At 34.1% G+C, this 25,906-nt stretch carries 22 protein-coding genes, 3 pseudogenes and 1 riboswitch; of the genes and pseudogenes, 5 read left to right on the top strand and 20 right to left on the bottom strand.

Annotated elements, in window-relative coordinates; translation table 11 throughout:
- The 3 genes and pseudogenes from adaB to ACQKMI_RS11385 form a co-directional block, all read right to left on the bottom strand.
- Entirely contained in the window at positions 1 to 534 is a 534-nt protein-coding gene (gene adaB, locus ACQKMI_RS11395; protein ID WP_427488935.1) for a methylated-DNA--[protein]-cysteine S-methyltransferase, read from the bottom strand.
- Positions 518 to 1,156 carry a bifunctional transcriptional activator/DNA repair enzyme AdaA gene (locus ACQKMI_RS11390; RefSeq protein WP_427488933.1) on the bottom strand — a complete coding sequence of 213 codons (639 nt, stop codon included), beginning with the start codon at positions 1,154 to 1,156 and terminating at the stop codon, positions 518 to 520. Before ACQKMI_RS11390 ends, adaB begins: the two co-directional genes overlap by 17 nt.
- Before the next feature lie 88 nt (positions 1,157 to 1,244).
- Positions 1,245 to 1,957, bottom strand: a pseudogene (locus ACQKMI_RS11385) (2OG-Fe(II) oxygenase).
- Between the two features lie 159 nt (positions 1,958 to 2,116).
- Between ACQKMI_RS11385 and ACQKMI_RS11380 the strand changes: the two are divergent.
- From ACQKMI_RS11380 to ACQKMI_RS11370, 3 genes are all read left to right on the top strand, one after another.
- On the top strand, positions 2,117 to 3,028 hold the full coding sequence (locus ACQKMI_RS11380) for a DNA glycosylase (RefSeq protein ID WP_427488931.1): 912 nt from the start codon (positions 2,117 to 2,119) through the stop codon (positions 3,026 to 3,028).
- A gap of 333 nt (positions 3,029 to 3,361) precedes the next feature.
- Positions 3,362 to 4,135, top strand: coding sequence for a DUF3888 domain-containing protein (locus tag ACQKMI_RS11375; protein ID WP_427488930.1), 774 nt, complete (start codon positions 3,362 to 3,364; stop codon positions 4,133 to 4,135).
- A gap of 659 nt (positions 4,136 to 4,794) precedes the next feature.
- Positions 4,795 to 5,214 carry an epimerase gene (locus ACQKMI_RS11370; protein ID WP_427488928.1) on the top strand — a complete coding sequence of 140 codons (420 nt, stop codon included), beginning with the start codon at positions 4,795 to 4,797 and terminating at the stop codon, positions 5,212 to 5,214.
- Between the two features lie 403 nt (positions 5,215 to 5,617).
- On the opposite strand, the gene add is transcribed toward ACQKMI_RS11370, so the two are convergent.
- The 8 genes and pseudogenes from add to ACQKMI_RS11330 all read right to left on the bottom strand — a co-directional run bounded on the left by add (position 5,618) and on the right by ACQKMI_RS11330 (position 13,608).
- Entirely contained in the window at positions 5,618 to 6,610 is a 993-nt protein-coding gene (add, locus tag ACQKMI_RS11365) for an adenosine deaminase (protein WP_427488926.1), read from the bottom strand.
- Between the two features lie 67 nt (positions 6,611 to 6,677).
- Positions 6,678 to 6,776: riboswitch (purine riboswitch) on the bottom strand.
- A gap of 139 nt (positions 6,777 to 6,915) precedes the next feature.
- Positions 6,916 to 7,398, bottom strand: coding sequence for an N-acetyltransferase family protein (locus ACQKMI_RS11360; protein ID WP_427488924.1), 483 nt, complete (start codon positions 7,396 to 7,398; stop codon positions 6,916 to 6,918).
- Positions 7,399 to 7,455: 57 nt separating this feature from the next.
- The gene (locus tag ACQKMI_RS11355; RefSeq protein WP_427488922.1) at positions 7,456 to 8,808 is read right to left on the bottom strand and encodes an NAD(P)-binding domain-containing protein; all 1,353 of its coding nucleotides are present in this window, start codon (positions 8,806 to 8,808) and stop codon (positions 7,456 to 7,458) included.
- Positions 8,809 to 8,998: 190 nt separating this feature from the next.
- Entirely contained in the window at positions 8,999 to 10,057 is a 1,059-nt protein-coding gene (gene arsB, locus ACQKMI_RS11350; RefSeq protein WP_427488920.1) for an ACR3 family arsenite efflux transporter, read from the bottom strand.
- Positions 10,057 to 10,377, bottom strand: coding sequence for an ArsR/SmtB family transcription factor (locus ACQKMI_RS11345; RefSeq protein WP_427488918.1), 321 nt, complete (start codon positions 10,375 to 10,377; stop codon positions 10,057 to 10,059). The genes arsB and ACQKMI_RS11345 overlap by 1 nt, the downstream gene beginning before the upstream one ends.
- A 280-nt stretch (positions 10,378 to 10,657) precedes the next feature.
- Positions 10,658 to 10,914 (bottom strand): annotated as a pseudogene (locus ACQKMI_RS11340) (hypothetical protein); the annotation flags it as partial.
- 92 nt (positions 10,915 to 11,006) lie between these two features.
- Positions 11,007 to 12,164 (bottom strand): iron-containing alcohol dehydrogenase, encoded by a 1,158-nt coding sequence (locus tag ACQKMI_RS11335; RefSeq protein ID WP_427488916.1) that lies wholly within the window; start codon positions 12,162 to 12,164, stop codon positions 11,007 to 11,009.
- Positions 12,139 to 13,608: an alanine/glycine:cation symporter family protein gene (locus tag ACQKMI_RS11330; RefSeq protein ID WP_427488914.1), complete on the bottom strand. Its 1,470-nt coding sequence runs from the start codon at positions 13,606 to 13,608 to the stop codon at positions 12,139 to 12,141. Before ACQKMI_RS11330 ends, ACQKMI_RS11335 begins: the two co-directional genes overlap by 26 nt.
- Before the next feature lie 131 nt (positions 13,609 to 13,739).
- On the opposite strand from ACQKMI_RS11330, the gene ACQKMI_RS11325 reads away from it, so the two are divergent.
- Both ACQKMI_RS11325 and ACQKMI_RS11320 read left to right on the top strand, forming a co-directional pair.
- Positions 13,740 to 14,633, top strand: a complete 894-nt coding sequence (locus ACQKMI_RS11325) for a LysR family transcriptional regulator (protein ID WP_427488912.1) — start codon at positions 13,740 to 13,742, stop codon at positions 14,631 to 14,633.
- 566 nt (positions 14,634 to 15,199) lie between these two features.
- Entirely contained in the window at positions 15,200 to 15,403 is a 204-nt protein-coding gene (locus ACQKMI_RS11320; protein ID WP_323645980.1) for an RNA polymerase subunit sigma, read from the top strand.
- A gap of 971 nt (positions 15,404 to 16,374) precedes the next feature.
- Here ACQKMI_RS11320 and ACQKMI_RS11315 read toward each other — a convergent pair.
- The 9 genes and pseudogenes from ACQKMI_RS11315 to ACQKMI_RS11275 form a co-directional block, all read right to left on the bottom strand.
- Positions 16,375 to 16,881, bottom strand: a complete 507-nt coding sequence (locus ACQKMI_RS11315) for a hypothetical protein (RefSeq protein ID WP_427488910.1) — start codon at positions 16,879 to 16,881, stop codon at positions 16,375 to 16,377.
- 66 nt (positions 16,882 to 16,947) lie between these two features.
- A complete protein-coding gene (locus tag ACQKMI_RS11310; protein ID WP_427488908.1) occupies positions 16,948 to 17,214 on the bottom strand; it encodes a hypothetical protein in 267 nt (88 codons plus the stop codon).
- Positions 17,215 to 17,761: 547 nt separating this feature from the next.
- Complete coding sequence (locus ACQKMI_RS11305; RefSeq protein WP_427488906.1) at positions 17,762 to 18,667, bottom strand: cation diffusion facilitator family transporter; 906 nt, start codon at positions 18,665 to 18,667, stop codon at positions 17,762 to 17,764.
- A gap of 783 nt (positions 18,668 to 19,450) precedes the next feature.
- Positions 19,451 to 20,011, bottom strand: coding sequence for a histidine phosphatase family protein (locus tag ACQKMI_RS11300; protein ID WP_427488904.1), 561 nt, complete (start codon positions 20,009 to 20,011; stop codon positions 19,451 to 19,453).
- Positions 20,012 to 20,057: 46 nt separating this feature from the next.
- Positions 20,058 to 20,500, bottom strand: a pseudogene (locus tag ACQKMI_RS11295) (NUDIX hydrolase).
- A gap of 238 nt (positions 20,501 to 20,738) precedes the next feature.
- The gene (locus ACQKMI_RS11290; RefSeq protein ID WP_427488903.1) at positions 20,739 to 21,236 is read right to left on the bottom strand and encodes a hypothetical protein; all 498 of its coding nucleotides are present in this window, start codon (positions 21,234 to 21,236) and stop codon (positions 20,739 to 20,741) included.
- A 401-nt stretch (positions 21,237 to 21,637) separates the two neighbouring features.
- Positions 21,638 to 23,170: a thiol-activated cytolysin family protein gene (locus tag ACQKMI_RS11285; protein ID WP_427488901.1), complete on the bottom strand. Its 1,533-nt coding sequence runs from the start codon at positions 23,168 to 23,170 to the stop codon at positions 21,638 to 21,640.
- A gap of 354 nt (positions 23,171 to 23,524) precedes the next feature.
- Positions 23,525 to 25,048, bottom strand: coding sequence for a multicopper oxidase family protein (locus ACQKMI_RS11280; protein ID WP_427488900.1), 1,524 nt, complete (start codon positions 25,046 to 25,048; stop codon positions 23,525 to 23,527).
- Positions 25,049 to 25,233: 185 nt separating this feature from the next.
- On the bottom strand, positions 25,234 to 25,905 hold the full coding sequence (locus ACQKMI_RS11275; RefSeq protein WP_427488898.1) for a response regulator transcription factor: 672 nt from the start codon (positions 25,903 to 25,905) through the stop codon (positions 25,234 to 25,236).
- Between the last annotated feature and the right edge of the window lies 1 nt (position 25,906).

Below are 25,906 nucleotides of genomic sequence, written 5' to 3'. Positions count from 1 at the left end.
TTACTCATTGCTAGATGAAGCTTGCTTTTCCAGATCCAGGAGCTGTGTCTTCATTTCTAAACCGCCCCGATAGCCAGTTAATGAGCCATTCTTTCCTATAACACGATGGCACGGTACAGTAATTAATGCCGGATTAGCCCCAATAGCCGCTCCTACAGCACGAACAGCTGCTGGTTTATTGATAACATTTGCAATATCGGAATAGGATTTCGTTTGTCCATAAGGAATTTCACAAAGTGCATTCCAGACAGCTAGCTGAAATTGCGTACCTACGTACTCAAATGGAACAGTAAAGGTTTTCCGCTTACCTTCTAGATACTGAGTGATTTCAACGACAAAGGGTTCAAGCTTTTCATCATTTTCAACAAGAGGACTTCCTGGAAAGCGTTTCTTAGCCCATTCGAACAATTCCTCGAATGGTTTGTTCTGTGATCCTACAAATACAAGCCCCTTTGAAGTTGAAGCAATATAAAAATGCCAATCCTTAAACTTTAGTAAAGACCAATAAAGGGTTGGTTTATTCTTTGTTTTCATTGTACTTTTCCTCCATTTTACTCATTTGACGAAATTGCGCTGGTGTCTGTCCAGTTTTCTTTTTAAATAAAGTAATAAAATAAGGCGCGTTAGCCATACCCACGCATATGGCGATATCTCCAATGGCTTTATTTGTCTGAAGCAAATACTTTTTAGCAGCGTGTACTCTAACTTGCTGTATATACTCAACCGGCGTTATGCCTTTAATCTTTTTAAATGTTCGATGCATATGGTACGGACTCCCGTGACAAATAGTTGCTAACGATTCTAAAGTTAATTTTTCTGTGAAATGTTTATCAATGTATTCAGTAATTAAATCAATCCACTCGCTATCCGGCAGATTTTCATTCGTGGGCTTGCACCGTTTACAAGGGCGAAAATTTGCGCGGAGAGCTTGTTCTGCGTTTGAAAAAATGCATACATTTTCTTTTTTCGGAACGCGAGATTTACAGGATGGTTTACAGAATATCCCTGTAGACTTTACAGCGTAGAAAAATTGATGATTGTACGCTGTATCATTATTTATAATTGCTTGCCACTTTTCATCTGTTATCATTTCAACATCATTCAAAATTTTATGATCATGCCTCTCTTTATGTCCGTTATTGTTATTATCCGGCATTTATCTCACCTCTCCTTACAATATACTCCCTTTAAATTCAAAATGTACAATTCTGGAAATGGAATAGCAAGATAGTGAAGTTTAATTTTTATTTAGAATCGTGAAAAATGATTCCAAGACCGTATCGTTCTCCAGAAGTAACCGTGCTTACTCCGTGACGAACCGTATTTTTGTAATATCCTTTTTTACCTAGAACAGGTCTATGATTAGTAGGAAAAATCAGCGCACTGCCTTGTTCTAAAGTAATGACATGTCCCCGACTCTGCGCACGAGGAATTTGTTCGACTAATAGAGATTCTCCACCGCAAAAGTCTTTATCTCGTTGATTTAAAACAAATACTACTTGAAACGGGAAAAATATGTCGCCATATAAATCTTGATGCAAACAATTAAACCCGCCTGTTTCATACTTTAATAGTAAAGGTGTCGGTCTAGTTTGTTCATATTCTTCACAGGTGTTCAAAAAATCTTGAAGCTGATCTGGAAACTGTTCTATTTTCTTTAAATAACCTAACCATCGATTGGCTGTTTTGGCCAATTGTAGATAAAAGGATTCTCTTAAACTTTGGATGATTTCAGGTAATGGATAGGAAAAATATTTGTACTCCCATTCCCAAAGCGATATCTCGTCATATTGATGGTCGTTCTGTATGGTTCTTCCTCACAATACAATGCCATGAAGAATTCACATTCCTCTTTTGTTAAAATCACTGGAAGCTTTGCAAATCCTTGCTCATCTAATTCATTTTGAATTGACGCCCAATGTAAGTTTTCGACACGTGTTTTTATATGTTGGACCAATTTTATCAACTCCTCTTTAGCATTCTTGATAACTAACACTATAACCTCATAATTAGAAAAAAATAAGGTGTTTAGAATGTAATAGCAAGATAACAAAATTAGGTAAGATGATTATGTGATAAAGTAAAATTATAGAAAATAGATGAGGAGAATAACAAAATGACATGGCATGAAGTTAATGATGTTATTGTAATTACTTTACCTGACAATTTCGACATGAAGGTTAACCTAGGCTATCTAACAAGAGAAAAAAATGAATGTATGTATGAAATAGAGAACGATATCATTACAAAAGTTATAGCCATTGGGGAAATTCGGTCCTTAGTACAGATAAGCGTAATCAATAATAAACAAATGGTTGTTCAATTCCTAAATGATTCTAGACCTAATGAAAAGTGGAAGCGGGAAGAGATTGTAAAATATATTCATGAATGGTTTGATCTTGATAACGATTTAACGCTATTTTATGAAATGGCAAAAGCTGACCCAATACTTAAAATGCCTGCCCAAGAATTCTGTGGATTGCGAGTTGTCGGCATTCCCGATTTATTTGAAGCTTTATGTTGGGGAGTTTTAGGGCAACAAATTAACTTAGCCTTCGCGTACTCCTTAAAGAAGCAATTTGTAGAAGGATTTGGCGATTCCATCGAATGGAATGGGAAAAAGTATTGGGTATTCCCACCGTACGAACGAATTGCACAGTTAATACCTACCAACCTAGGAAATATTAAAATGACGGTGAAAAAAAGTGAATACATCATTGGAATTGCTAGATTAATGGCAAGTGGAGAATTATCGAAGGAAAAATTAATGACAATGAACTTTAAAGATGCCGAAAAAAACTTAATTAAAATACGAGGAATCGGTCCTTGGACAGCCAATTATGTTTTAATGCGCTGCCTCAGGTTCCAGACAGCTTTTCCAATCGATGATGTGGGTCTTATTAATTCAATAAAATTATTATGTAATATGAACCGAAAGCCTACGAAAGATGAAATTTTAGAAATATCGTTTCCGTGGAAAAACTGGGAATCATACGCTACCTTTTATTTATGGCGTGTCCTTTACTGAGTAATTACAAATTAACCGTAATGTACTCAATAAAAAGAGAATGAAATTTTAAACCTAAACCCTGTAGTTTTGTAATAAAGCTTGATTCAAATAATGATATTAAACTTGATATGAGAACAAATCTAAAGAGCGTGTTTTGAAAAAGATAGATCAAAACACGCTCTTATTTGAATGGGGGCAGATTAACTAAATGTAAAAGAGCCATACCCTCATCCTAGTGTATGGAAAACGGTAATCCAAATGGTAAACTTCAATTTCATAAAAGCTTTAGATAATTTACTCTTATTAACACATATTATTTATAAAACGTATTTTAGTGAGGCTTAATACCCCATGAAAAAATTAACTTATATTTTAATGGCTACAGTAACTATTTTGATTATTCCCAGTAAGATTAATGCCCAAAGTGAAAAGACTGATTATAAGCTTATGAATGATACATTGATTACAATCCTTTCCCCATCTATAGATAAGGAAATTATTCATTATTATGGCTACCGCAAGCAATATGGTTTATATGATGCTAAGATCCTGAGTATCATCAGAGAGCATGAAGGTCAGTTTAGTTTTATTATCGAAGTTCAAATCACAACATTTGAACATGCACATGACCCTCCTTATGGTAAAGAAACAATGACTTTTGAGGTAAGCCCAAATGGAGTTAAAACGATTAGTTTTAAACATGTGGGAGATAAAGTAGAAAAAGATTTAAATGCATTCTATAGTGCAACACTATCTGATGTTAAACAGACTTTAAATCTGAACTTAGAGTCTTACAATTCTTACACATATCATCAATTGCAATACCAAACAGAAATAAATAATGAATTTAAACCCCTTTTTAAACTTGTAGAAGAAATAGTAACTTACATTTTGTTTCCCCAGCGAAAGATACCCTACAAAAATGTTATAGACCTTGTAACTTTTATAAAAGGCAATACAGCTTATATAGTCTTTAAGCAATCTGATGGTACAAATGTAAGTTATCAAGTACAAAAGAAAGATGGTAATTGGATAGTGACAGATAAAATTAGTGAACAAGGTAAGAAAATGGATTATAAATTGCCATGGTATCTATGGAAAAATGAAGCCTACGGAATCAGCTAGGCTTCATTTTTCGCAAAACTAACTTCGAAACAAATGCTCACTTTTAATCATATTTGATAATAAAGAGCATGCTTTTGTTTCTAAAAATTGATGGATGGGAAAAATTTCAACGATAACTTAATCTCATAGTGTCCTTAATCGATATATGAAAGACATAATGAAAAGATTGATCAAAATAGATTTTTTTTCAGTTACTTCCTATTTACTTAGAAACTATTCCGAATGTTGTTGTTTAGTATTGTAAAATTTAATAAATCACCTATTCATCGCGACAAAAATCCAAATGGTAAGATAGCGATGGATAGGTGTTCAGTTTGGACCCATTCCTCAATTACTTTTACCCTATATGGCAACAATCGGTGCCACAATTGTATCCAGTTAAAGACTTAATCGGATCTAATATGCCCTTCATCAATTGCAATTGATCCTTCGCTAAACTACCAACTTTCAGTAATAATGCCTACCTCCTTTAATTTTCGCGATGCTGACTAACTGCGGATAGTGAAATTCCTAGAACAAAAATGCAACGTTGCATGATTTCCTTCAACCCAATATACCTGTGAATGTACATTTTTATCAGAAAAAACAATAAAATTCGATTTATTACTTCGATTTGATATAATGAATCAGCATTTTTATATTATTTTCCCGGAGGATTTATGAGCAACCAAAATAAAAATAAATTTTTAGCTCCAATAGCTATTATTGCTGGTTTAGTATTACCAATTTTTCTACCTGCATTTATAATGATGGCTCTAGTAAAATTCATGCCTAATGAAATTTCTCATTCAGGAATGATGTCATTATTTATTTTATCTTTTGCGCTATTTATAATTGCTGGTATTTTCACTAAGGTATTAAGCCTTATAGGTTTAACAGAACAAAAGATAGAAGAATTAGGCTTTCTAGGCTTTATTATTTCTGTATTAACGTCATTTACCTCTATAGTTGTAGGCTATTATTGGATGAAAACGCTCCACCTTACATCTGTCGATATATCTTCCGTTGGGATATTACTAATTGCAGCTATCACTACAATTGTATTAACAGTCCTAACAAGAATTTTAGAGAAGCTATAATAAACACAAATGCCCAGGCTCAAAATTAATTGAGACCTGGGTTTAATATTATTCAGCTACTATATTTGGTACATGGACTATTTAACCGTTTCAATATTATTTGCTCCTGCCTTGGCAGTAATCACGGAGTAAGTAGTTAAAGGCATTCATTTCCTTGAAACTATTCCAAGTGTTGTTATTCAGTAACTATTTTATAAATAGAAATAAAATCTTCTACTGTTGGCCCTCTTTTGATTGGAATTAGTATAGCTCTTTAAGTTGTTACATTTCTTATTCAACAAACGCCACCCGTTACTTTAATTATATTTCTTCACAATCTGCTAATTTATAAAAGATTAGTTATATGATAGTTTAAAAATGAGTTTGAGTTCGGGATTGTTTTTGTTGCTAAGTTAAATTTTCTTTAATATTGTGCTATGCACCATTCTTTCGTTTCTTGATCCGCAAAGGATGCTTCTACACTATTTAAATAAATTTGTCGATAATCTTCTTCACTTAGATTAAATTCGTTGTCAACTAAATAGATTTCTTTTTCCATTGTAGTATCTGATACTGTTCGGTTATCCGTATTAAATGTCACTTTTATTCCATCTTTATGAAACTTATAAATCGGATGTTCCGAATAATTATGAACGGCTTTCGTCTGGACATTACTTGTTGGACACATTTCAAGCACTACTTGTTTTTCTTTCACAATCTTATAAGCCTCGGCGCAATCTTTAATAAATACTCCGTGCCCTATTCTTTCAGCACCTAGCAGTTCAACAGCATCTAAAACGTTTTTACCAATTCCTGTTTCACCTGCATGAATAGTGACTCTGTAGCCATATTTTTTGGCTAATGCGATTGGATCTACGAATTTTTCACAAAAGCCTTCTTCTTCGGATGCACATAGGTCAATTGCTACCACACCTTTTCCAAGGAACTTTTTCCCCTTTTCAACCACCTCGAATGCGCTTTCTACAGACATCGTCCTCATACAAGACAGGATTATATTTCCCTTTATTTCGTAACAGCTTTCAGCGTCCCTCATGCCCTCTATAACAGATTGAATAACTTCTTCAACACTAAGACCTTGTAGTGTATGAAGTAACGGGGCAAATCGGACTTCTAAATATTTCACATTTTCTCTTGTTGCATCCTCAAATAGCTCAAAAGTAATTCTTCTTAAGTTCTCCTTGGACTGCATGACCAAATTAGGAAGAGAAAACCTTTTTAAATACTCATCAAGGGATTCACATTCTAACGGAGCAATCAGCTCCTTTTGCAGTTCATCCTTATCAAAAGTGGGTAGCTGAATACCTTCCTTTTGTGCAATATCGATAATAGTTTCAGCCCTTAAGCTTCCATCCAAATGACAGTGTAGTTCAATTTTGGGCAATGCTAAAAAGTTCATGTTTGACCTCCTGAAATAAATGTTTAGATTAAAATACAAAAAAATTCCTGACTACAAAGAAAATACAAGTGTTTTGTACTTTCTTCGTAATCAGGAATTTCGGTTCCTGGTAGAGACCCCCAAACCATATTATTGGGGTTATACGAAAGTTTATGGATTCTTTAACGTTTGTAAAATAATAATAAAAAAATAGTAGATTGTCAACATACGAATTAAGCACTTTAAGGTGTTGATTACTTTTAAGCATTTCCAAATGTGGTCGGTTAGTAACCAAGTTATATACTTCTCTTTCTATTAGGTCATCTTCAACTTCTTTTTTCCATTATAATCGTATCATGCCATTTCCCATGTAACTGAGCAATTCTTTCTCGCGTACCAACTTTTCTAAATCCCATCTTATTATGTAATTGAATACTGGATGTATTGATAGCAAAAATAGATGATTGAAGCGTCCAAAAACCTGCGTTTTCACTTTCCTCGATTAGTTTTCGAAAAAGCTTGGAGGCAATACCTTTCCCTTTACTATCATTTGATATATAAACACTTACTTCCCCAACTCCAGAATATACAGTGCGTGTAGAGACAGGTGAGATGGTAATCCATCCAATTAATCTGTTATGTTCCTCTGCTACAAAGCGCAAATTTGCATGATGTCTTTCATCCCATACTTGTTCACTTGGTACATTTGTTTCAAAAGTGGCCATCCCTGTATCAATTCCTTCTTTATAGATGCTTAATACCTCTTTTAAATCTTTGTGTTCCATTTTCCGAATAAGTAATGTTTCCATTCAATTTCCCCCTTATTATTAGAAAAGGACTGCTAGCTTTCGCTAACAGTCGAATAATTAACAACATGTATTGGATTGATTGGAAAGATTGCTACTGCAGACGCCTGTTTCTGGTAGCTCTAATTCCACACGTTGCGAAGCTTCCTCATCGCCTGTTAAATAGGCAGTTATTGATCGGACTTGTTCAAAACCTGTTGCCATTAAAAATGTAGGTGCACGTCCATAACTTTTGGCTCCGACAATATAGTAACCTTTTTCCGGCTGTCTTAGTATTTCTTCTCCATGTGCTCGTACTGTTCCACAGCTATGCACATTTGGATCAATTAATGGTGCTAATGCTTGCACACTCTCAGTTATGTTATCGATGGAAAGACGTAGTTCGCTGTTTATTGAAAAATCCGGTCGATTCCCTGCATTTACAATGAGCTCATCGAAATCTGTTAATACTGTTTGTTCTCCATTTGAAGTACCGACAATATTTATTTTTTCATCTTTTTTCAACATTGAAATATAAAATGGTGTCACTACTTCGATCTTACCTGCATCTACTAATTCGTGAATACGCATACCTAGAGCTCCTCGTGCTTTTAAGGCATCCTTTTCTTCCCCACCATATACTTCTTCAACAGATTTTTTACGCATAATCCAAACAAGTTTCGTTGAAGGATTCTCTTTTTGTAATGAAGCCAATGATAATAAGGTATTGATAGCCGAATGACCGCCTCCAATAACAGCGATCCTCTTGTTTGCATATCTCTTAGTATTCGTATGAATATCTGGAATACCATACTCAATGCGACTTGCTAATGCTTTTTCATTTTGCAGCCAAACACCTGTAGAGTTTGCTGGGTTTGGGTTCCCCCATGTACCTGTTGCATCAATAACAGCTTTAGCCTCAATGATATTTATGTCGTCTTCCGTTTCAATATATATCTTAAATGGCTGATTTACACGATTTTTTGATGTCATCTTATCATTCAATTGACGTGAAACGCCCACTACCTTTGAGTTTAAATGAATAAAAGGTTTTATTTGTGCTAACTCTGCTAAAGGCTTTAAATAGAGATCAATTAACTCATGCCCAGTTGGTAATGTTTCTAAGTTAGGTTCTTGCCAATCAGTTTCCTCAAGTAAAGCTTTAGCAGCTTTATTGATGTTATATCGCCATGGAGAAAACAGTGTAACATGACCCCAAGTACGAATATTATGCGCTATTTCACTCCCGGCCTCTAGTAAAATAAAGGACTGATTTTGTTCCACTAAATGAGCAGCTGCAGCTAACCCGATTGGACCAGCGCCAATTATTACAGTAGGTAAATTCTTATTTAAATCATTAAAAGCCTCTTGTGCCTTAATGTTATAAGTAGTACAACAAGAATTATTTTGCTGAATTATATTAAATGTTTTCATAAATAAACCCTTCTTTTCTATAAAATATTAATATAAGCATATCCTTATATACAGTGTATTTTTTACGTCTAGCATTAAGCTAGACGCGGTAATATTTAATACTTTCTGATTATGTTTCAATCTCACATATTTTTTTTAATAATGCCGAAGAAGCGGAATGTTTTCGCGTCTGAATCAGCTAATACTAGCTCTATAATTTAATAGTTTTATAATATTTCTTCTGCCATCGTAAGGCGACCCAAACAAGTCCAATAAGTACTGGCACTTCGACAAGTGGACCAATAACAGCAGCAAAAGCAACGCCACTATGAAGTCCAAAAACACCTACAGCTACAGCAATTGCCAGCTCAAAGTTGTTACTAGCGGCTGTAAAAGAAAGGGCTGCTGTAACGGGATAAGATGCGCCTACTTTACGTGAAGAAAAGAATGAAATGGCAAACATCACAATAAAGTAAATAAATAATGGAATCGCAATACGCACTACATCAAGTGGTAATTCCACTAATTTCTCACCTTTCAATGCAAACATCATTACAATTGTGAACAGAAGTGCTATTAACGTAAGTGGTGAAATTTTTGGTAAGAACTTTTCCTCATACCACTGTTTCCCTTTTGTTTTCATACCTATTAATCGTGTTAGGAATCCAGCAGCAAATGGAATACCTAAGTAAATAAGGACGCTTTTCGTAATTTCCCACATAGAAATGGATACATTAAAATTTTTAAAACCAAACCAACCAGGTAATACGTTTAAGAAAAAGTAAGCAAAAATCGAATATGTTACGATTTGAAAAATAGAATTAAAGGCAACTAGACCAGCTACATATTCACGATCTCCACGAGCTAAATCATTCCACACGATGACCATTGCTATACATCTTGCTAAACCAATCATAATGAGTCCAGCCATATAGTCTGGGTAATCATGCAAGAAGATAATCGCTAAAAAGAACATTAAGAACGGTCCAAGTAACCAGTTTTGAAAAAGTGATAGTAAAAGAACTTTCCAGTCCTTAAACACACGCCACATTTCTTCATATTTTACTTTTGCCAACGGCGGATACATCATCACAATTAGCCCTATAGCAATTGGTATGGATGTTGTACCAACCGACATGGATTCTAATGCTTCACCAATATTAGGCATTGTCATACTTAATAGAACGCCAATACCCATCGCAACAAAAATCCAAAGAGTAAGGTAGCGATCTAAAAACGAAAGCTGTTTTGTTAAAGATTCATTACCCATTAATTTTCCTCCCTTATGTTTGTACAGTCAGAGCCGCAATTGCATCCATTTAATGGCTCAATTTGTTCTAAAACACCTTTCATAAGTGGCGTCTGTTCTTCCACTAAACGATAATGTTTCCATGTACCAACCTTGCGTTCAGTAATAATGCCTGCCTCCTTTAATTTTCGAAGATGCTGACTAACTGCTGGCTGAGAAATCCCTAGAACATCCACAAAATCACATACACAAACTTCCCCATTTTTCATACATGCCAGTAATTTAATGCGGTTCAAATCAGCTGCTGCCTTTAATTGTTTTTCAATTAGATTATTTTCCATATCTGCTCTCCTTATATAATCATTTGCTTATATATCATTTAAAATAAAATCACCCGATAAGTACAGGTGACAAAATAAATATATAACTATACACTTATATTATGATTGCTGAATAATAATTGCAATAGATTTTTACCCATTTTTTCTAAAAAAATTTGACATTTTACAATCGATTTTGAACAAAAAATTTTTGAACAGTCCTAACATGAAATTTAGAGAAGCTATAATAAACACAAATGCCCAGGCTCAAAATTAATTGAGACCTGGGTTTAGTTCTGCTTTGCGTGGCTTTTTCAGCTAAGTCTTTGCTTGCTTTAGAAACGCGACCAATTACTCCTATTTTCTTTGTAGGGTTATAAGAGACAATTTTATTTTATCTTCAGTCGTGATGCGTTCGCCACCGATAATAAGTGGGTAATCTTGATCTAAATAACTCTCAACTTTATTTAAAGCCTCTACATATGCGTTGTAGTTTGCCTCTTGTGAAAAATCTGTGAATGGTTCGTGTTTGTACTCTCTATTAGTAAAGTTATTCATCGTCTTATGTTCTCCTCTTCTATTGCATTTCAAAAGAATATTGGCAAGAGATTAATGTATCTATACCCTAGGAAAACGTGCTCATAATCGCTCTAAAAAGCAGCTTTTAAGATTTCTAAATAGTCGGCCTTCGTAATAGTACGTACATTACTTGGAGTAGAGTTATTTTGTTCAGCTAGTTCCGCCATTATATCGAAATCTTCCTCTTTTACATAAGATAATTCTTTTAGAGTTGGAATTCCAAGTCTATTTGTAAAATCATATAATTGATTGACTAATTTATTGATGGCTTCCTCATCTGTATCGTTCTTTTCTGCAAAATTCATGATTCTCGCTAATTTGGCATGCAATGGTTTATTTTCAGTAGAATTGTATTGAATGACATATGGTAAGAATACAGCATTTGCGATACCATGTGGTGTGTCATAAAGACTTCCCAAAGCTTCAGCCAAGCAATGTACTGCCGCAACATCAGCTGATCCAAAGCATAATCCAGCCAGCAAACTTCCTTCCTGCATCTTGTATCTCGCTTCTAAATCCTCTCCATTTTCGTATGCTTTTGGAAGATATTCTACAATGGTTGCCATCGCACTTGCTCCCATAGCTTGGGAAATAGGGTTAGTTACTTTGCATGTAAAGCCCTCAATGGCATGTACCAACGCATCGACTCCTGTTGCAGCTGTTATGCTTTTGGGAACTGTAGTCGTAAGTACAGGATCTAATATGGCAACTGTCGGTCTAAGTAAGGCATGCTTTAAAGTAATCTTTTTATGCGATGAAGCTAGAGTAATAACTGATGAGCGAGTAACTTCTGAACCAGTTCCAGCTGTTGTTGGTATACAGATCACTGGTGCAACATTTGTATACGCTTTCTTTCCTGCGACATAGTCTTCTGGTGTTCCTCCATTTGGTCCTAGTAATGCTATCGCTTTTGCTGTATCCATAGGACTTCCTCCACCAACAGCAATCAAGCCACCTACTTGTTCTTTTCTAAATATCTCTGCGCCCATTAAACATTCATTATCTCGTGGGTTTTGAGACACTTGATCAAATAAGATAACGTTATATCCTGTTTCTTCAAGATGCTTTTTTATTGGAACGATTAATCCCGCCTTCATTACTCCTGGATCGCTGACAATCAAAATTTTCGAATGTGGTTCAATGATATCTAATAAAATATTGCCTATTTCTTTTGATTTACCAGCACCCATAATCATTTTTGTATTACAATAATATTCGAAGTTCATCATTTTTTTCTCCTTCTATATGTTTTGTTGATATAGCGGATTGCTTGTCTGACTCCCAGCACTCAACGCCCTTCAAACCTGGGATACTGGAAGCATAAAATATAGGACTTAATCCCAACTTGCGTTGCTGCATGTAATCGTGTAATGCTGCAAATGAAAATTTCCCCAAAAAAGCAATGGCGATCAGATTTATGACTGCCATAATGGCCATAGATAAGTCAGCTAAGTTCCAAACAATTTGAAGATTGGCTACAGCACCAAACATAATCATGATTAACACCGCAATCCGATAAATTAACAATGCTAATGAACTATTATGTATAAAGCTTAGGTTCGCTTCACCATAATAATATCCACCTACAATGGAACTAAAGGCAAAAGTAAATATGGCAAAAGCTAGAAAAATACTTGCCCATGAGCCAAAATGCTGTGTCATCGCTGCTTGTGTAATTTCAATACCAGATAGTTCACCTGATGTTTCTACGTTTGAAAGCATAATAATAAATGCTGTACAGCTACAAACAATTAAAGTATCAAAAAATACACCTAACAATTGAACAAAACCTTGTTTGACAGGGTGAGAAACATTTGCGGTTGCAGCCGCATTTGGAGCACTTCCCATACCTGCTTCATTCGAAAATAATCCTCGCTTCACCCCGTTCATAATGGCTACCCCGATGCCTCCTCCAGCAATTTGTTCGAAGCCAAAGGCACTTTTAAAAATACTTGCCAAAGCAGCGGGAACGTCAGAAATATTGGTAACAATAATATAAAGTGCTAAAGTGATATAAAATACCGACATGATTGGTACTATAATTTGCGTAAAATTAGCAATTCTCTTTACACCGCCAAATATAATTAAAGCAGTCAGGATTGTTATAAACACGCCCATTAAAACAGGATTTAATCCAAATGAGTAATTAAAAGCACTTGTAATTGTATTTGTTTGTACAGCATTAAAGATTAATCCAAAACTAAGAATAATCGTGAATGCAAAGATCATGCTTGGCCATTTAAGTCCGGATTGCTTTTGAATATAATACCCTGGCCCTCCTTTAAAGCCTTCATCAGTTTTAACTTTGTAAATTTGGGCTAATGTACTTTCTACAAATGCCGATGCACCACCTAACACAGCTGCAAACCACATCCAAAAAATTGCACCCGGACCACCGATAGTTAAGGCAATGGCAACCCCTGCCATATTCCCAGTACCAATTCTTGTTGCTGCCCCTATGAAAAAAGCCTGCATTGAGGAAATTTCATTACTTCCATCTTTTGTTTTAGGTGCTTTTTCAAATATGGAATGAAAGATCTCTTTTAAATAGAGTATTTGCATGAATTTCATTTTCACTGTAAAGTAAATCCCCAAGCCTATTAGCATTACAACTAAAATATACGTCCACAAGAAATTATTTACTGCATTTATTATGTTTTCGATCAAAGCCATTCCCTCCTTCCGAATATTCAAAATTGTTCGTCTTTAGGTACCTGCATTCATCATATAAAAAATGCTATAATCAATCTATAGAGATTTTTTGATTACATCAATCGGCTGAACCGATTTAGGGGTGGTTGAACTTGGAAATTAAACAATTAATTATGTTTCAAACAGCGTCAAAAGTACTGAATTTCACAAAAACAGCTCAAATTCTTGGTTATGCCCAATCCAGTATCACTGCGAATATAGTAGCTTTAGAAGAAGAACTGGGAACCCCTCTATTCGAAAGACTTGGAAAAAGAGTTATTTTAACAGAAGCTGGGGTATTTCTTCAGGATTATGCTGACAAAATTTTAGGATTAACAGAAGAGGCATTAGATGTTGTTGGTGGAATTAATGAACCAAGTGGTATTTTGAGAATATGTGCATCCGAAACACAATGTACGTACCGACTACCTAATATCTTAAATGACTTTCAAACAAAGTATCCTAAGGTTGAACTTGTATTTCGCCCAGGAATATCTGAAAAGGATTTTTTAAATTTATTAATGGAAGGTCAAATTGATGTTGCGTTATTATCCATGAATCCTGTAACATCTTCACATTTAATAGTGAAAGAATTAAAAGAAGAAACAATGGCTATAATATGTTGTCCAAACAATCCACTAAGCGAGAAACAAGAGGTCAATCCAATTGATTTAGATAACCAAAGATTATTGTTAACTGAAGAATGCGACTACCGTAATGCTTTTGAAAATTCTTTGATTCAAGTAGGTGCAAAGCCAAGAAGTAAATTAGAATTAGGAGATGTAGAGGCCATAAAAAAATGTGTAATTGCGGGACTGGGAATCGCCATTCTACCAGAGATTTCTGTGAAAAGGGAAATAATAGAAGGTAGTATTCGAAAAGTAAACTGGGTCGGACCAGACTTTACTACCAAAATACAATTATTTTGGCATAAAAATAAATGGATGTCTCCAGCTTTAAGTGCATTTGTTGATTTAACAGAGAATTATATATTAACAAATGATTAATCTGCCATTTCTAATTTAAATAATGAAATAGATTTAGAATTTTTAATATGATAGTTCGTAAATTGTCTTCTGTCAGGATTTTTACAATCAACCGTCTCTAACTATATTTCCTCAATCCTCTTCTTTCTAAACGCTGTTTTTCGTATTTAAGAGCAATTAAAAACGCCAGGATCAATGATCCTGGCGTTTAGTTTTATTATTGAAATATGCACAATTTTATTTATGTGTTCAGCGACGTTACTATGTCAACTGTTATCATCTTTTTATTGCCGACTAGCTTGATGCGTATTTTACATGTAATAAAAGACGGCAATTAATATGTTTCCAAATAACATCGCTAACCCAGCATTCGTTGCTGAAAGTAATAAAGATCCTTTAGTAACTGTATTAAGTCGAATGTATAGAAAACCTAAATTTCACACACATTATTATTGAGTGTATCGCACGCACTTAGGTTGTGGCGTTAGTTGACCGTCACGACCTCCCCCATTTGTTACTTAGGGTCATTCCATCCCAGTGACCCTTTTAACGTTATTTTACTTATATTACATATCGAGGTGCTTAAATTGACTACATTCGGAAAATGCTTATATATCACTTTCTTTGTAACACTGTTTTTATTTACAACGGTTTGGGACTATTTCAAAAATAATAATTTGGCTTTGCTTGAAAATTTTTTCTTTTCGTTTTGGGTAGCAAGTTTTTTATTTATTGCATTGCTACTTAGAAGTAAAAAAGAAGAAATGGAAAAAAGCACAGAAGCAGAATAGATATTTCTATTATGCTTTTCTCATTTCTAATGGCCATGAACTATACAAACTTAGTTATTAAATCATATAAATAATAATTTACAACTAAATATAAATTAAGTTTATTGTTGGTCACTTTCTTATTAGGGGGTGGCCATTTTTTCTTAAGGAGATAGCTCATATTTTCTAACAAATTTATAGTTGTAATGTTTTTAAATACTAGTACATACACTTGTTTTGGGATAGCAACCTGTTGCATGCATCGCCCCAAGTTGTTTATGAACTGTGCTATCCCGCCAATACATCATTTTTACCTTCATAGCTAATGTATAAATAAGCTAAAATCCATACAAAATAATAATGTCAATATTGTTATTTTCGCAATACCTAAAGCTATAACGACCGCGTTATGGCTTTTTGGTGATTTACCACAACCCGAGGATGTGGCACTCATTCTTCTTACTGCTTTTCTTTATTATCAATTTGTTCTTTCTTTTGTTCTTTTTCTTCAGCTACTTCTAATTCTTATGGACTAAATTCCATGCCGAATTCTTCTTGCTCTAATTCTTTCTTTTGCTTTTCTTTTGCTAATGTACTCACCTCCAGTAACTATTAAATTGTCCGTTTTTGGGTGAGTTATACTTTTTATCGTAGTCAAAAGTTCAAAATGATGTTACCTCAATATTTTATAAACGTGACCTATTGAGATGTATTAACCTACAAATACTACGAGGTACTTACTTGGAGCTAAGCTATTACGTCCTAATAAAACTAAAGCTTGGTTAGTTCCACTACCATTACCTTGGGTTTTTGTACCCTTTTGAAAAGAGTTTTTGAGTAAACTAGGAATTTAAACACAAAAAGACCAGGTACCCACTTTTTATGAGCACCTAATCTAATCCTCAACATTTTATTCTATAACTTATTGCAGAATGTACATGCGATTGTATTTTGTTTGAATCTATGGTTAATGAATGGCTAGACCTCTCCCTTCACTCTTGTACATTACTATTTTCTATCTTATTTTCATGAATACCCCATAAATAAAAAATGAAGGCGATAAAAATTGAAAAACTGATAAACATGAAGAATGTATTGACATTAAAATATTGGTTGTTTACATGAATCGATAATACAGTTGTGATGTCTTGTATATATTGACTATCTACTTTCCCATACTTTTCAAGATATGCATCTTTAATAATATCTCGATAATTTGCTAGAGAGATTCTTTGATAAATAAAAGCGATCATCAAGTGAACGAAAGTCAAAATTATTCCAACAATTGAAAAGCGTTGACTTATTGAATGCACTCGTAAAATTCTTCCCCATAATAAAACCATTAAGATAAATAGTGGGAGCAATGGGGCTACTACTAGCAAAAATGGATTCCCGTTGCCTGAAACAGTGATTGGGCTCACAGTATTTATGTTAATCACATAGAACAGTATTAGTACTACTAAACTTGTTATAAAAAGTGTTAGCTTAGCAGCTTTCAAATTAACATCCCCTCTCAAATAGTATTTTACAAAATCTCGTTAATTTTATTTTTCTATTCTCTGGTTCTAAAACAAAAAACGGGCACCACTAAATGCTGTGCTCTCCAAAAAGCCATTTCTATTCCATGTAAAGTCTGCTAATGGTCTGTTAGTGCAAATCCACTTTTTCAAAAATTCCGGGAAAATAGCATTCAAAAAGTAAATTATTAAAATGATTATTACAAGAATAATAAACTCTTTTTTATCGAAATCTTTATGATCCCGGATTTGATTTTTACTTCTTCTGTAATTTCCCTGCACCTTTTTATGTATATGTTTTTTATTTTCTGACATAAACCCTCCCCCTTTTTGCCCTTTCACCTATAAATAATTCCGCTTCTAGCATTTTATCAATCTTCTTTAAGATCATATCAAGTTTATCCATAAACCATGAATCATTAGATCCACGCGGTTTGCATGTTATCTTTTAAAATGTGTTAAAAAACCGCTTCACGTTGCATCATTTGAATACATTAACAACACCGATATTACAGCAAGATAAAGAAAACGTTGAAAAATAATAAATGAAAAAAGTTTTCACTTACACCTTTCCCTAATTCTTTGCAATACAAATTTTAACACGAAAACGACAAAAACGCTGAATTTTCAGATAAATTATCCTTTTGTTTAACTATCTAACTTCTGTAGTAGCGCTCCTTACCCTGGAATACCTCTAAGTGCTCTACAATTGTATTGATAGCCAAGAAAAAAACAAGAAGCCTTTTATTCGAAGGCTTCTTGTGATTATCAAAAATATTCTCAAATACTGAACACAGCGTTTATTAAACTGTAAAACAAGCAATAACTACATCGATATTAGCGCCTGCGCAAAATTGTAGGACTACTCTTGATTAGGTTCTAAATAGTATGGATTTACATGGATAAGGACTTCCCCTACATCAGGGTATTTTTTTATTAACGCATTTTTTATCTCACGAGCTATATCATGGCCTTGTTTAATTGTTAAATCATGATTTAGTGATAGACGAATGTCGAGAAGCTTATAGTGACCGTGTTCTCTTGCACGAAGTTTGTCTATTCGTTGCACTTGATTAAATTCATGAATAGTAGCTTCATACTCGTCTAAAAGTTCCTGATCCACACTTTTTTCCATTAAAACATCAACAGAAGGTTTAACTAATTCCATTGCGATTCTAAAAATAAAATAAGCTACTAAAGCACTTGCAATAGCGTCAGCGTATAACAAAAATGTCCACCCAATTGCATTTCCTATAATTGCTAAGAGGACGCCAATAGATGCGGCAAGAGAAGCAACAATATCCCCTTTATGATCTAACGCAATCGCTATAATAGCCTTACTATTCCACTTTTTCCCCTGTTTTATGGAGTATCTATATAATATTTCTTTCGCTATGTAAGAAATTATTGCCGCAATCAATGCACTGTATTGAGGTACGCTCGGTTTTTCAAAAAATGCTAAAATTGCTTCTGCTAAAATATATAGGGAAACTATTATTAATATAATGCCAACGATCGCTTCACTAATAACCTCCGCCTTACCATGCCCAAAGGGATGATCCTTATCAGGTGGTTTATTAGAAATACCGACTACTGCTAGAACAGCAATCGAAGCTACTACATCTGCTCCAGAGTGAATCCCATCTGCAAAAACAGCCTCACTACCACCAAAAAGACCAAAGAAGATCTTACCTATCATAAGAATTAGGTTGGATATAAGTGCAATCCATGCAACTTTTTTGCTAATTTGTTCTCTCTCACTAACCATTTATATCTCCTCCGAGTAAGAGTTTTTTACATAAAAAATACGGGAAGAATTTTCCTCAAATACCCTTTACTCATCTTCCTTCAATTAATACTCAACTATGATAACAGACGAATATCGAGTGGGTCTACAGCAACCTTTTTTACCATTACTAAATAAAATTCGGGCGTAAAAATAAGTTGCCTTAGACCAAATTAATCAAATTTAAGGGTTGCCCAAAAATAGACGTTTCACCGGGTCCCTTTGCATTCGAAAAAAACAACCATTCCAATTTTGTGTTCAATATGCCAATTTATTACATATATACGTTTAACATATTAATTAAAAAGCTATGTATCTAATGAATACTGTAAAATTAGGAAAAGGTGGATTGATTAGAAATTCAATATACAAACCATTAATTTTAGCGTTGGTAGTAGGGCTATACGTTTATATAGCGAATAAAAGTGATAATAGTGTAATTCTAAATTTTGTCATACTTTATTTTGTACTTACAATGGTTTCTTTGGTATTTCGAAAAATCGAACAGAAAAGAAAAGCGGTTCGAAAGTTATAGTTACTCTGAAAAGATTCACTGTAAATTGCTTCTTAGACTGTAGGCAAAGTCGGAATTTCGTGCTTGTCTACAGTCGCCCTTATAAATGCTTTTTACTATTAAAATAAAAAGTTGTTTTCCCTAAGATTATTGCTGTAAAACAAAAAGGCAGATTTAATCTACAAAACGTGTAGAATAAATCTGCTTTTTTGTTTTGATATTTCGTGAATTAAAAGACGTCCTTTTATTGACTATTTTTCTATTAGTTTTTCTTGCCATAAACGTTTCATATTTACTTCATTGTTTGTGTAACATAATACAAACACATCAGGATTACTAAGATTCTTCCAGCAATCAAAATCAAAGCTGTTATCATAATTCATTAGCAGCAGAGACATTAAATTTCCATGAGTAACGATTATTGTGTTTTTAGATTCACTTTTAAAAACTTCATCTACAACTCTTACTATTCGGTTCATAGCCTCTTTACTTGACTCTCCACCTTGAAATTTTAACTCCAAATCATTGAATGTTGCTTTTAGTTTTTCAAGCCAGTCAGGTAAATCCGTAGTACTTAGTGTACGTTCTGATAAACGTTCATCAATCTCTATTTTTATGTTTGTTTCCTCACTAATTGGTTCTACTGACTGAATTGCACGTAAAAAAGGACTCGATATAATTCGGTCAATTTTAGTATTTGAGAAAAATCCTGATAAATATTTTGCTTGTATCAATCCTTTTTCCGTAAGTTGTGACTCCGGAAGTTGCCCCTGTGCTTCACAATGTCTTACAATATATAACCTTTTTCTCAAACAAATCCCCCCATTTATGTATAACTACTTTACTTCTATTAAAAATTTAAAGCATTGATGACAACTGAATTTGAATCAACGCCTCCGCATGTTTAATACTTTCCTTTAAATATATTGGCGAATTGGGGTGGCTTAATATTTCTTCAGTAGTTAACCATAATACCGCTTCGACCTCATCGGTGCTTTTAGAAAATGCTTCCCCAGATTCATATTCACAAAGAAAAAAATATCCACTACATTTTCACCTTTAACTGTTAGAAATGATGTACTATGTAAATAATTTATCCTGTCTTTTACGTTCACACCGACTTCTTCTAATATTTCTCGCTTCACTGTTCTCTCTAATATGTCTGATGAATTCCCTTCTCTATCTACCTTACCTCCAACAAGTGAAAGCAGACCACTAGCATGTTCCTCTTTTTTGCTTCTTTCAATAATAAGCCACTTATCATTTTTCCTTATAGCACCTTCAACATTTACGATAAACATTTTAAAGTCCCCCTCCAAATAATAATACTTCCACAAGGCTATTGATGTTTCCTTCTTGTTCCGTTAAACTGCTTCGTAAGTTGAATAGCAACAAACTTTTCGAAAACAGTCAAATAAAAAAGAATCTATTTGAATAAAAGATTGATTCTAAATAGATTCCTTTTCAGTTATTTTCTTTTTATGTTTAATCATTTTTTCATTTGTTGTGGATCCATATCGCGCCCTTTAAATGGAATAACTATTCTACTTCTAAAGCGAAGGCATAGAAGGCGTCGCCGTGAGATACATTCGCTTCCTTTTCGTCCATCCACCATACGCCATAAGAGTAATAATAAACGCCACGTTGTGTAGGTGCAGTAAAACGATTGTCTTTAACAGCGACCTCATTTTCCTTGTTACCACTCATTTGTGCAACATGAAATTCATTAGGTTTTGGTTCATAGTCCATTACAAGCGTTATTTTTTCACCTGATTTAACTTTTATAGGCTTTTTGCCTTCTAAAAGTTCAACTGGTCCAACTTTATCAACGCATCCATTTTTCCAACAATAAGTACCGAGTGTAGTTTCAAATTTTTTATTTTCAATGTCTATAAAGACTTTAGGAGGCTTTTCTCCCGATAATTCATTTGTTATAGAGTCTTTAGGAGGCTTTTCTCTCGGCAATTCATTAGTATTTGAACATCCTGTTATGCAAAGTCCTAAAAGAGCTACTACATATAAAAAATATTTCTTCATGCAAATCCCTCCTTTCTATTCGACGAACTCGCTTAAACTAAGTTACAAAATAGTTTTCATATTATACCAAAACACTTCTTAATATTTCGTGTAAGCTTAAAGGTTCAATTTTTTCCCTAACTTCAACGCTACTATGTATGGTGGTGCAACACTTGGTGGAGTCTTTGGGTGGTGTTCCTTTTATTCGTAGAGATGTTTATGAAAATAAAAACGGCTGAAGTTCTTGTGTAACAAGAGTCTCAGCCGTTTGTTTTTCCAGGATGGATGTTTGTGTTTTGATCTTTATTTTAATAACTAGTTTGACCATTTACCCGCTTCAAGCCCTTATTTAGATTGGAGTTACATTCTAATCAAGAAAACTAATTCTCACAGCCTATGAAAAGTTCACTCATGAGAAATACTTAATTAATTGTACCTGTTGGGTATAATGTGGTTCCTCCAATTGAAACTTTTATTTCTTTTGATAATGGAACGTTGTATTCATCAATAATTGTTCTCCACCAATCCCATGCAAGACCTGTACATTCTCTTGCATAAATTCTTATATTTTTTGAATTAGCCGGAAGAGGTATTACTGTAGAGAAATGAGCCGTTTTGTCTTTCCAGTTTCCACCCCAAGTTTTATGGGATAGCACTTCTTTTCCGTTTTCATCATATGAAAATTCATCCCAGGCTACTTCAAATTGAGCAACATATGCACCATAATGATCAAGGGTTATGCTGCCTTTAGAGTATTCCGTAGATGTCGTCTCGATATAATCTGTATTGTTATGAACAGCTGCAATTGAATTGTCCTTTAAGAATACACTTGTATATGAAATTGGGTATGCTGGATTTTTAAGACTAAATTCTGCATTATCTTTTATTATTTTTCTAATATCATTAAAATCTTTTGAGACAACCTGGTTATGCTGTTGTGAATCTCCGCCTAATACTACAGCAGTAAACGAACTTTCTTCAAAAATATCTTTATACTGTCCACTAGTTTCTACATTCGTATTGACATTATTCAGTAAAGCTTTAAATGCAGCTTGTACATCCTTGCTCTTAGAGTTTGTTTCTAATTTTACATAAATTGTTCTGCCGTAAGCTACATTTGACACCATAACGGGAGGAGCCTCATTACTTACCCCTTTACGCGTTAACTCTTCAAAAGAAACACTATTATCAAAAAGGTCTGATGGATTGTTAGGTAGTTCTGCACTTACGGTATAAAATATTTGTTTATATGCCGCAACCATCACTTTTTTCTCTCCATTTGCAATCGCATTAAAATCAATTCCTAGTGAATTATCAAGAACTTTGGCGTTCACATTTAGCGTACTTGCTATTTGAGATTTGCTATATACCATAGCTTCTGAATATTGTAGTCTTGCTGGTAAAGTATGAGTTGTTGAATATTTTTCACTCCAAGTAGATACTAGCTCATCTACTGCACCAGATACATTACCATATGTAGGATTTTCCACGGTCGTTGTATTTTCTCTTTTCATACCAGGTAAATCTATGCTTATATTTAGCGGTTTTCTTTTAGCCACCAATAAACTAGGTTGATTGTCTACAAAAGCTTGATTTGCAAGTTGTAAAGCTCCTGGATAGGTACGATTCGCCATAGAATCGATAATTGAAATATCCACTGGTGAGGTTGTAAGTGATTTTTTGTTACGTTCAACTACTATAAATTTATCATTTGAATTTATACCTTCTCTTGGAACGAAACGATCAATCTTGTCTCCTTTCACTGCTAAAACTTCATTGCTATTGTAGTTCAAGTTTGCTATACCAGTATCAATGTCATTAGATTTGCTTTTTTCACTAGTTAAATGGGTATCAAGTGTTTCAGCAAAGGAAATAATCGGATAATTTATAATGCATAAAATAACAGATAAGCTTACTAGAAATTTTATTACTTTAAAATGATTTCGATTTCCCAAAAAATCCACTCCTTTTTAGGGATATTATACCACGAAAGTATTTATTGAAATACAGTAGTATGGTATTGTGTTTGGCTTCTCGCGAATAGCGAATATGGCATATTTGTATTGTTAATACTATAGTCATAATCGTGCTGTGTATCATCTAATTAAAGAGTATGGCAGCTAATCCTTCTTTTTAGAGACACTGATTAAATAATAAAAAAAAGAGCATGCACTGATTAAAGCATGCTCATTAATGTATGAAGCGTTTTATTTATACGTATAATTTTCAAAAGAAAAAGCCCTCTACAACTCACCATTTTGTAAAGGGCTTCAAACCGAAAGACATTTCGTTTCATTTAATATTTAGTACTATTCCACTTTAACTTGCCCCATCATACCATTCTCTTCATGCTCAAGAATATGACAGTGGAACATGTAAATGCCTTTGTTATTAAATTTCACAGCTAACCGTACTGTTTCTCCAGCATCTATTGCGACAGTATCTTTCCAACCATATTCGTTTGTCGGTGGTTCTTTCCCATCGATGGAGAGAATTTTAAATTGAGTACCATGTATATGGAATGGATGTGTCATGCCACCCATCATATCTGGTTTGTTATAAATTTCCCATATCTCAGTCTCTCCTTGTTTTTGCGTAAAGTCGATTCGATTCATATCAAATTGTTTATTATTAATAGTGACCATCTTCCCCATTCCGAAAAGTTCCAGCTTTTTAGAAACAGGCAATTTTCTTTCTTCATCGGTTACTACATAATTATTTAAGTTTTTTGGAGAATTACTAGATGTTGCTGATTTTTTATCGACGATATTAAATGACAGTAATTTAGTATCTTCTTCATTCATTAAAGCTATATCCGTTGACTCATTGTATATTGAAAAATCAACAATAATTTCTGCACGTTCGCCTGGCGTTAATGATAGTTCCGTCATCGAAATGGGTTTATTAACAAAACCACCATCAGTAGCTATTTGTTGAAATGAATCTCCTGTACTTAATTTAAATGTATAGTTACGGGCATTTGACCCGTTTAATAAACGTAAACGGACCTTTTCTTTGCCAACTGTTAGTTTAGGGTTAACTGTGCCATTTATTAATAATGTATCACCTATAGTACCATCCTCATTCATTGCAGCTTTAAAATTTAATTGTTTATTATCGTCAAATTTTCTATCTTGGAATACTAAAGGGAAATCATTCACACCATATTCACTCGGTAAGCCTAGTTTTTTAGAATGTTCATCTTCCACGTATATTAATCCTGCTAAACCTTTATATACTTGTTCCGCAGTCGCACCTACGGGATGGGGATGGAACCATAGGGTCGATGCACCTTGGTTTACAGTAAACTCCACATTCTTCGTATCTCCAGGCTGTAAAAGATGATGTGGTCCTCCATCTCCCTCTCCTGGTATATCTACACCATGCCAATGAAATGTCGTTGGTTCTGATAGTTGATTGTTTGTTTTAAATGTTACTTTTTGGCCTTCATTCACTTTAATGACAGGACCTAAATACGAGCCATTATAGCCATATGTTTCGGTGTTAATGCCTTTGAAAATTTCACTTGTTCCTTGTTGTGCAGTAATAGTAAAAATGCCATCTTTAGCTTCTAGTAAAGGTGGAAGAGCCAGTTCATTTTCTCCAGTCGAATGATTTAATGCTAATGGATTCGTATGGCTTTCATGTCCATTCATTGCTTCCATATCTTTTCCCGACATATTGGAATGATCCATCCCCTCCATATTCGACATTTCTTCTTTTGCCATCTTAGAATGGTCCATCGTTTCATCAGATTTTGAACTACTAGCACTACATCCTCCAATGATCACACTACTCACTAGTAGAGAAGTAATCAAAAATTTAGGCTTCATGATGCTTCCTCCTTGCATTTCAATACAAACTAACTGTAGCAAATAAATATGAAGAAATTATGGAGTTATAAGATCATACTTAAAAAACATCATGATACCCCTTTGGACAATAAAAAAAGATATCCATGTCAAAATTGACTAATGGACATCTAAATAACATTATTTTATAGATACTTTGCGCTTCTTTACCCCCATTTATATCCGATTCCCCAAACGGTATTAATAAAATTATCACTTGGAAAACCAGCATTCACTAATTTTTCTCTTAAATTTCGAATATGAGAGTCTATTGTTCGTGTATCGATATCAGTATCATATTCCCATGCAGAACGTAATAATTCTTCTCTAGTATACGTTTTAGATGGTCGGGAAATTAAAGTTTTTATTATATTAAATTCTTTTAATGTCAGCTGAACAGTTAAATCTTGATAGTGTAAGGAGTATGTTTCTTTATCCAACGTAAAATCATTGTAACTTATAATTTTATTCTCGTCAGGATAAGTTCGACGTAGTATCGCATTTACTCTTGCAACCAACTCTCGTTCGTCAAAAGGCTTCGAAATATAATCATCCGCTCCTGTATTTAGACCCTTGGCTAAATCTACTTTATCGGATCGTGCCGTTAGCATAATAATTGGAACATTTGAGAATTCGCGGATGGCTTCACAAACTTCCCAACCATTCATTTCGGGCATCATAACATCTAAGATGATAAGAGCTATGTCTTCTTTCTTTACGAGCTCAATTGCGTTAATGCCACTTGTTTCCTTTATGCAATTAAAACCATATGGCAATAGAAATAATTCTACTAAATCCAACATTCTTAGTTCATCATCAACTAATAAAATTGTTTTCATT

The organism is Lysinibacillus sp. NPDC097214 (genome assembly GCF_050277945.1).
Classification (GTDB): domain Bacteria; phylum Bacillota; class Bacilli; order Bacillales_A; family Planococcaceae; genus Lysinibacillus; species Lysinibacillus xylanilyticus_B.
The sequence above is the reverse complement of the archived record's forward strand: the minus strand, read 5'-3'. Positions and strand labels throughout refer to the sequence as shown.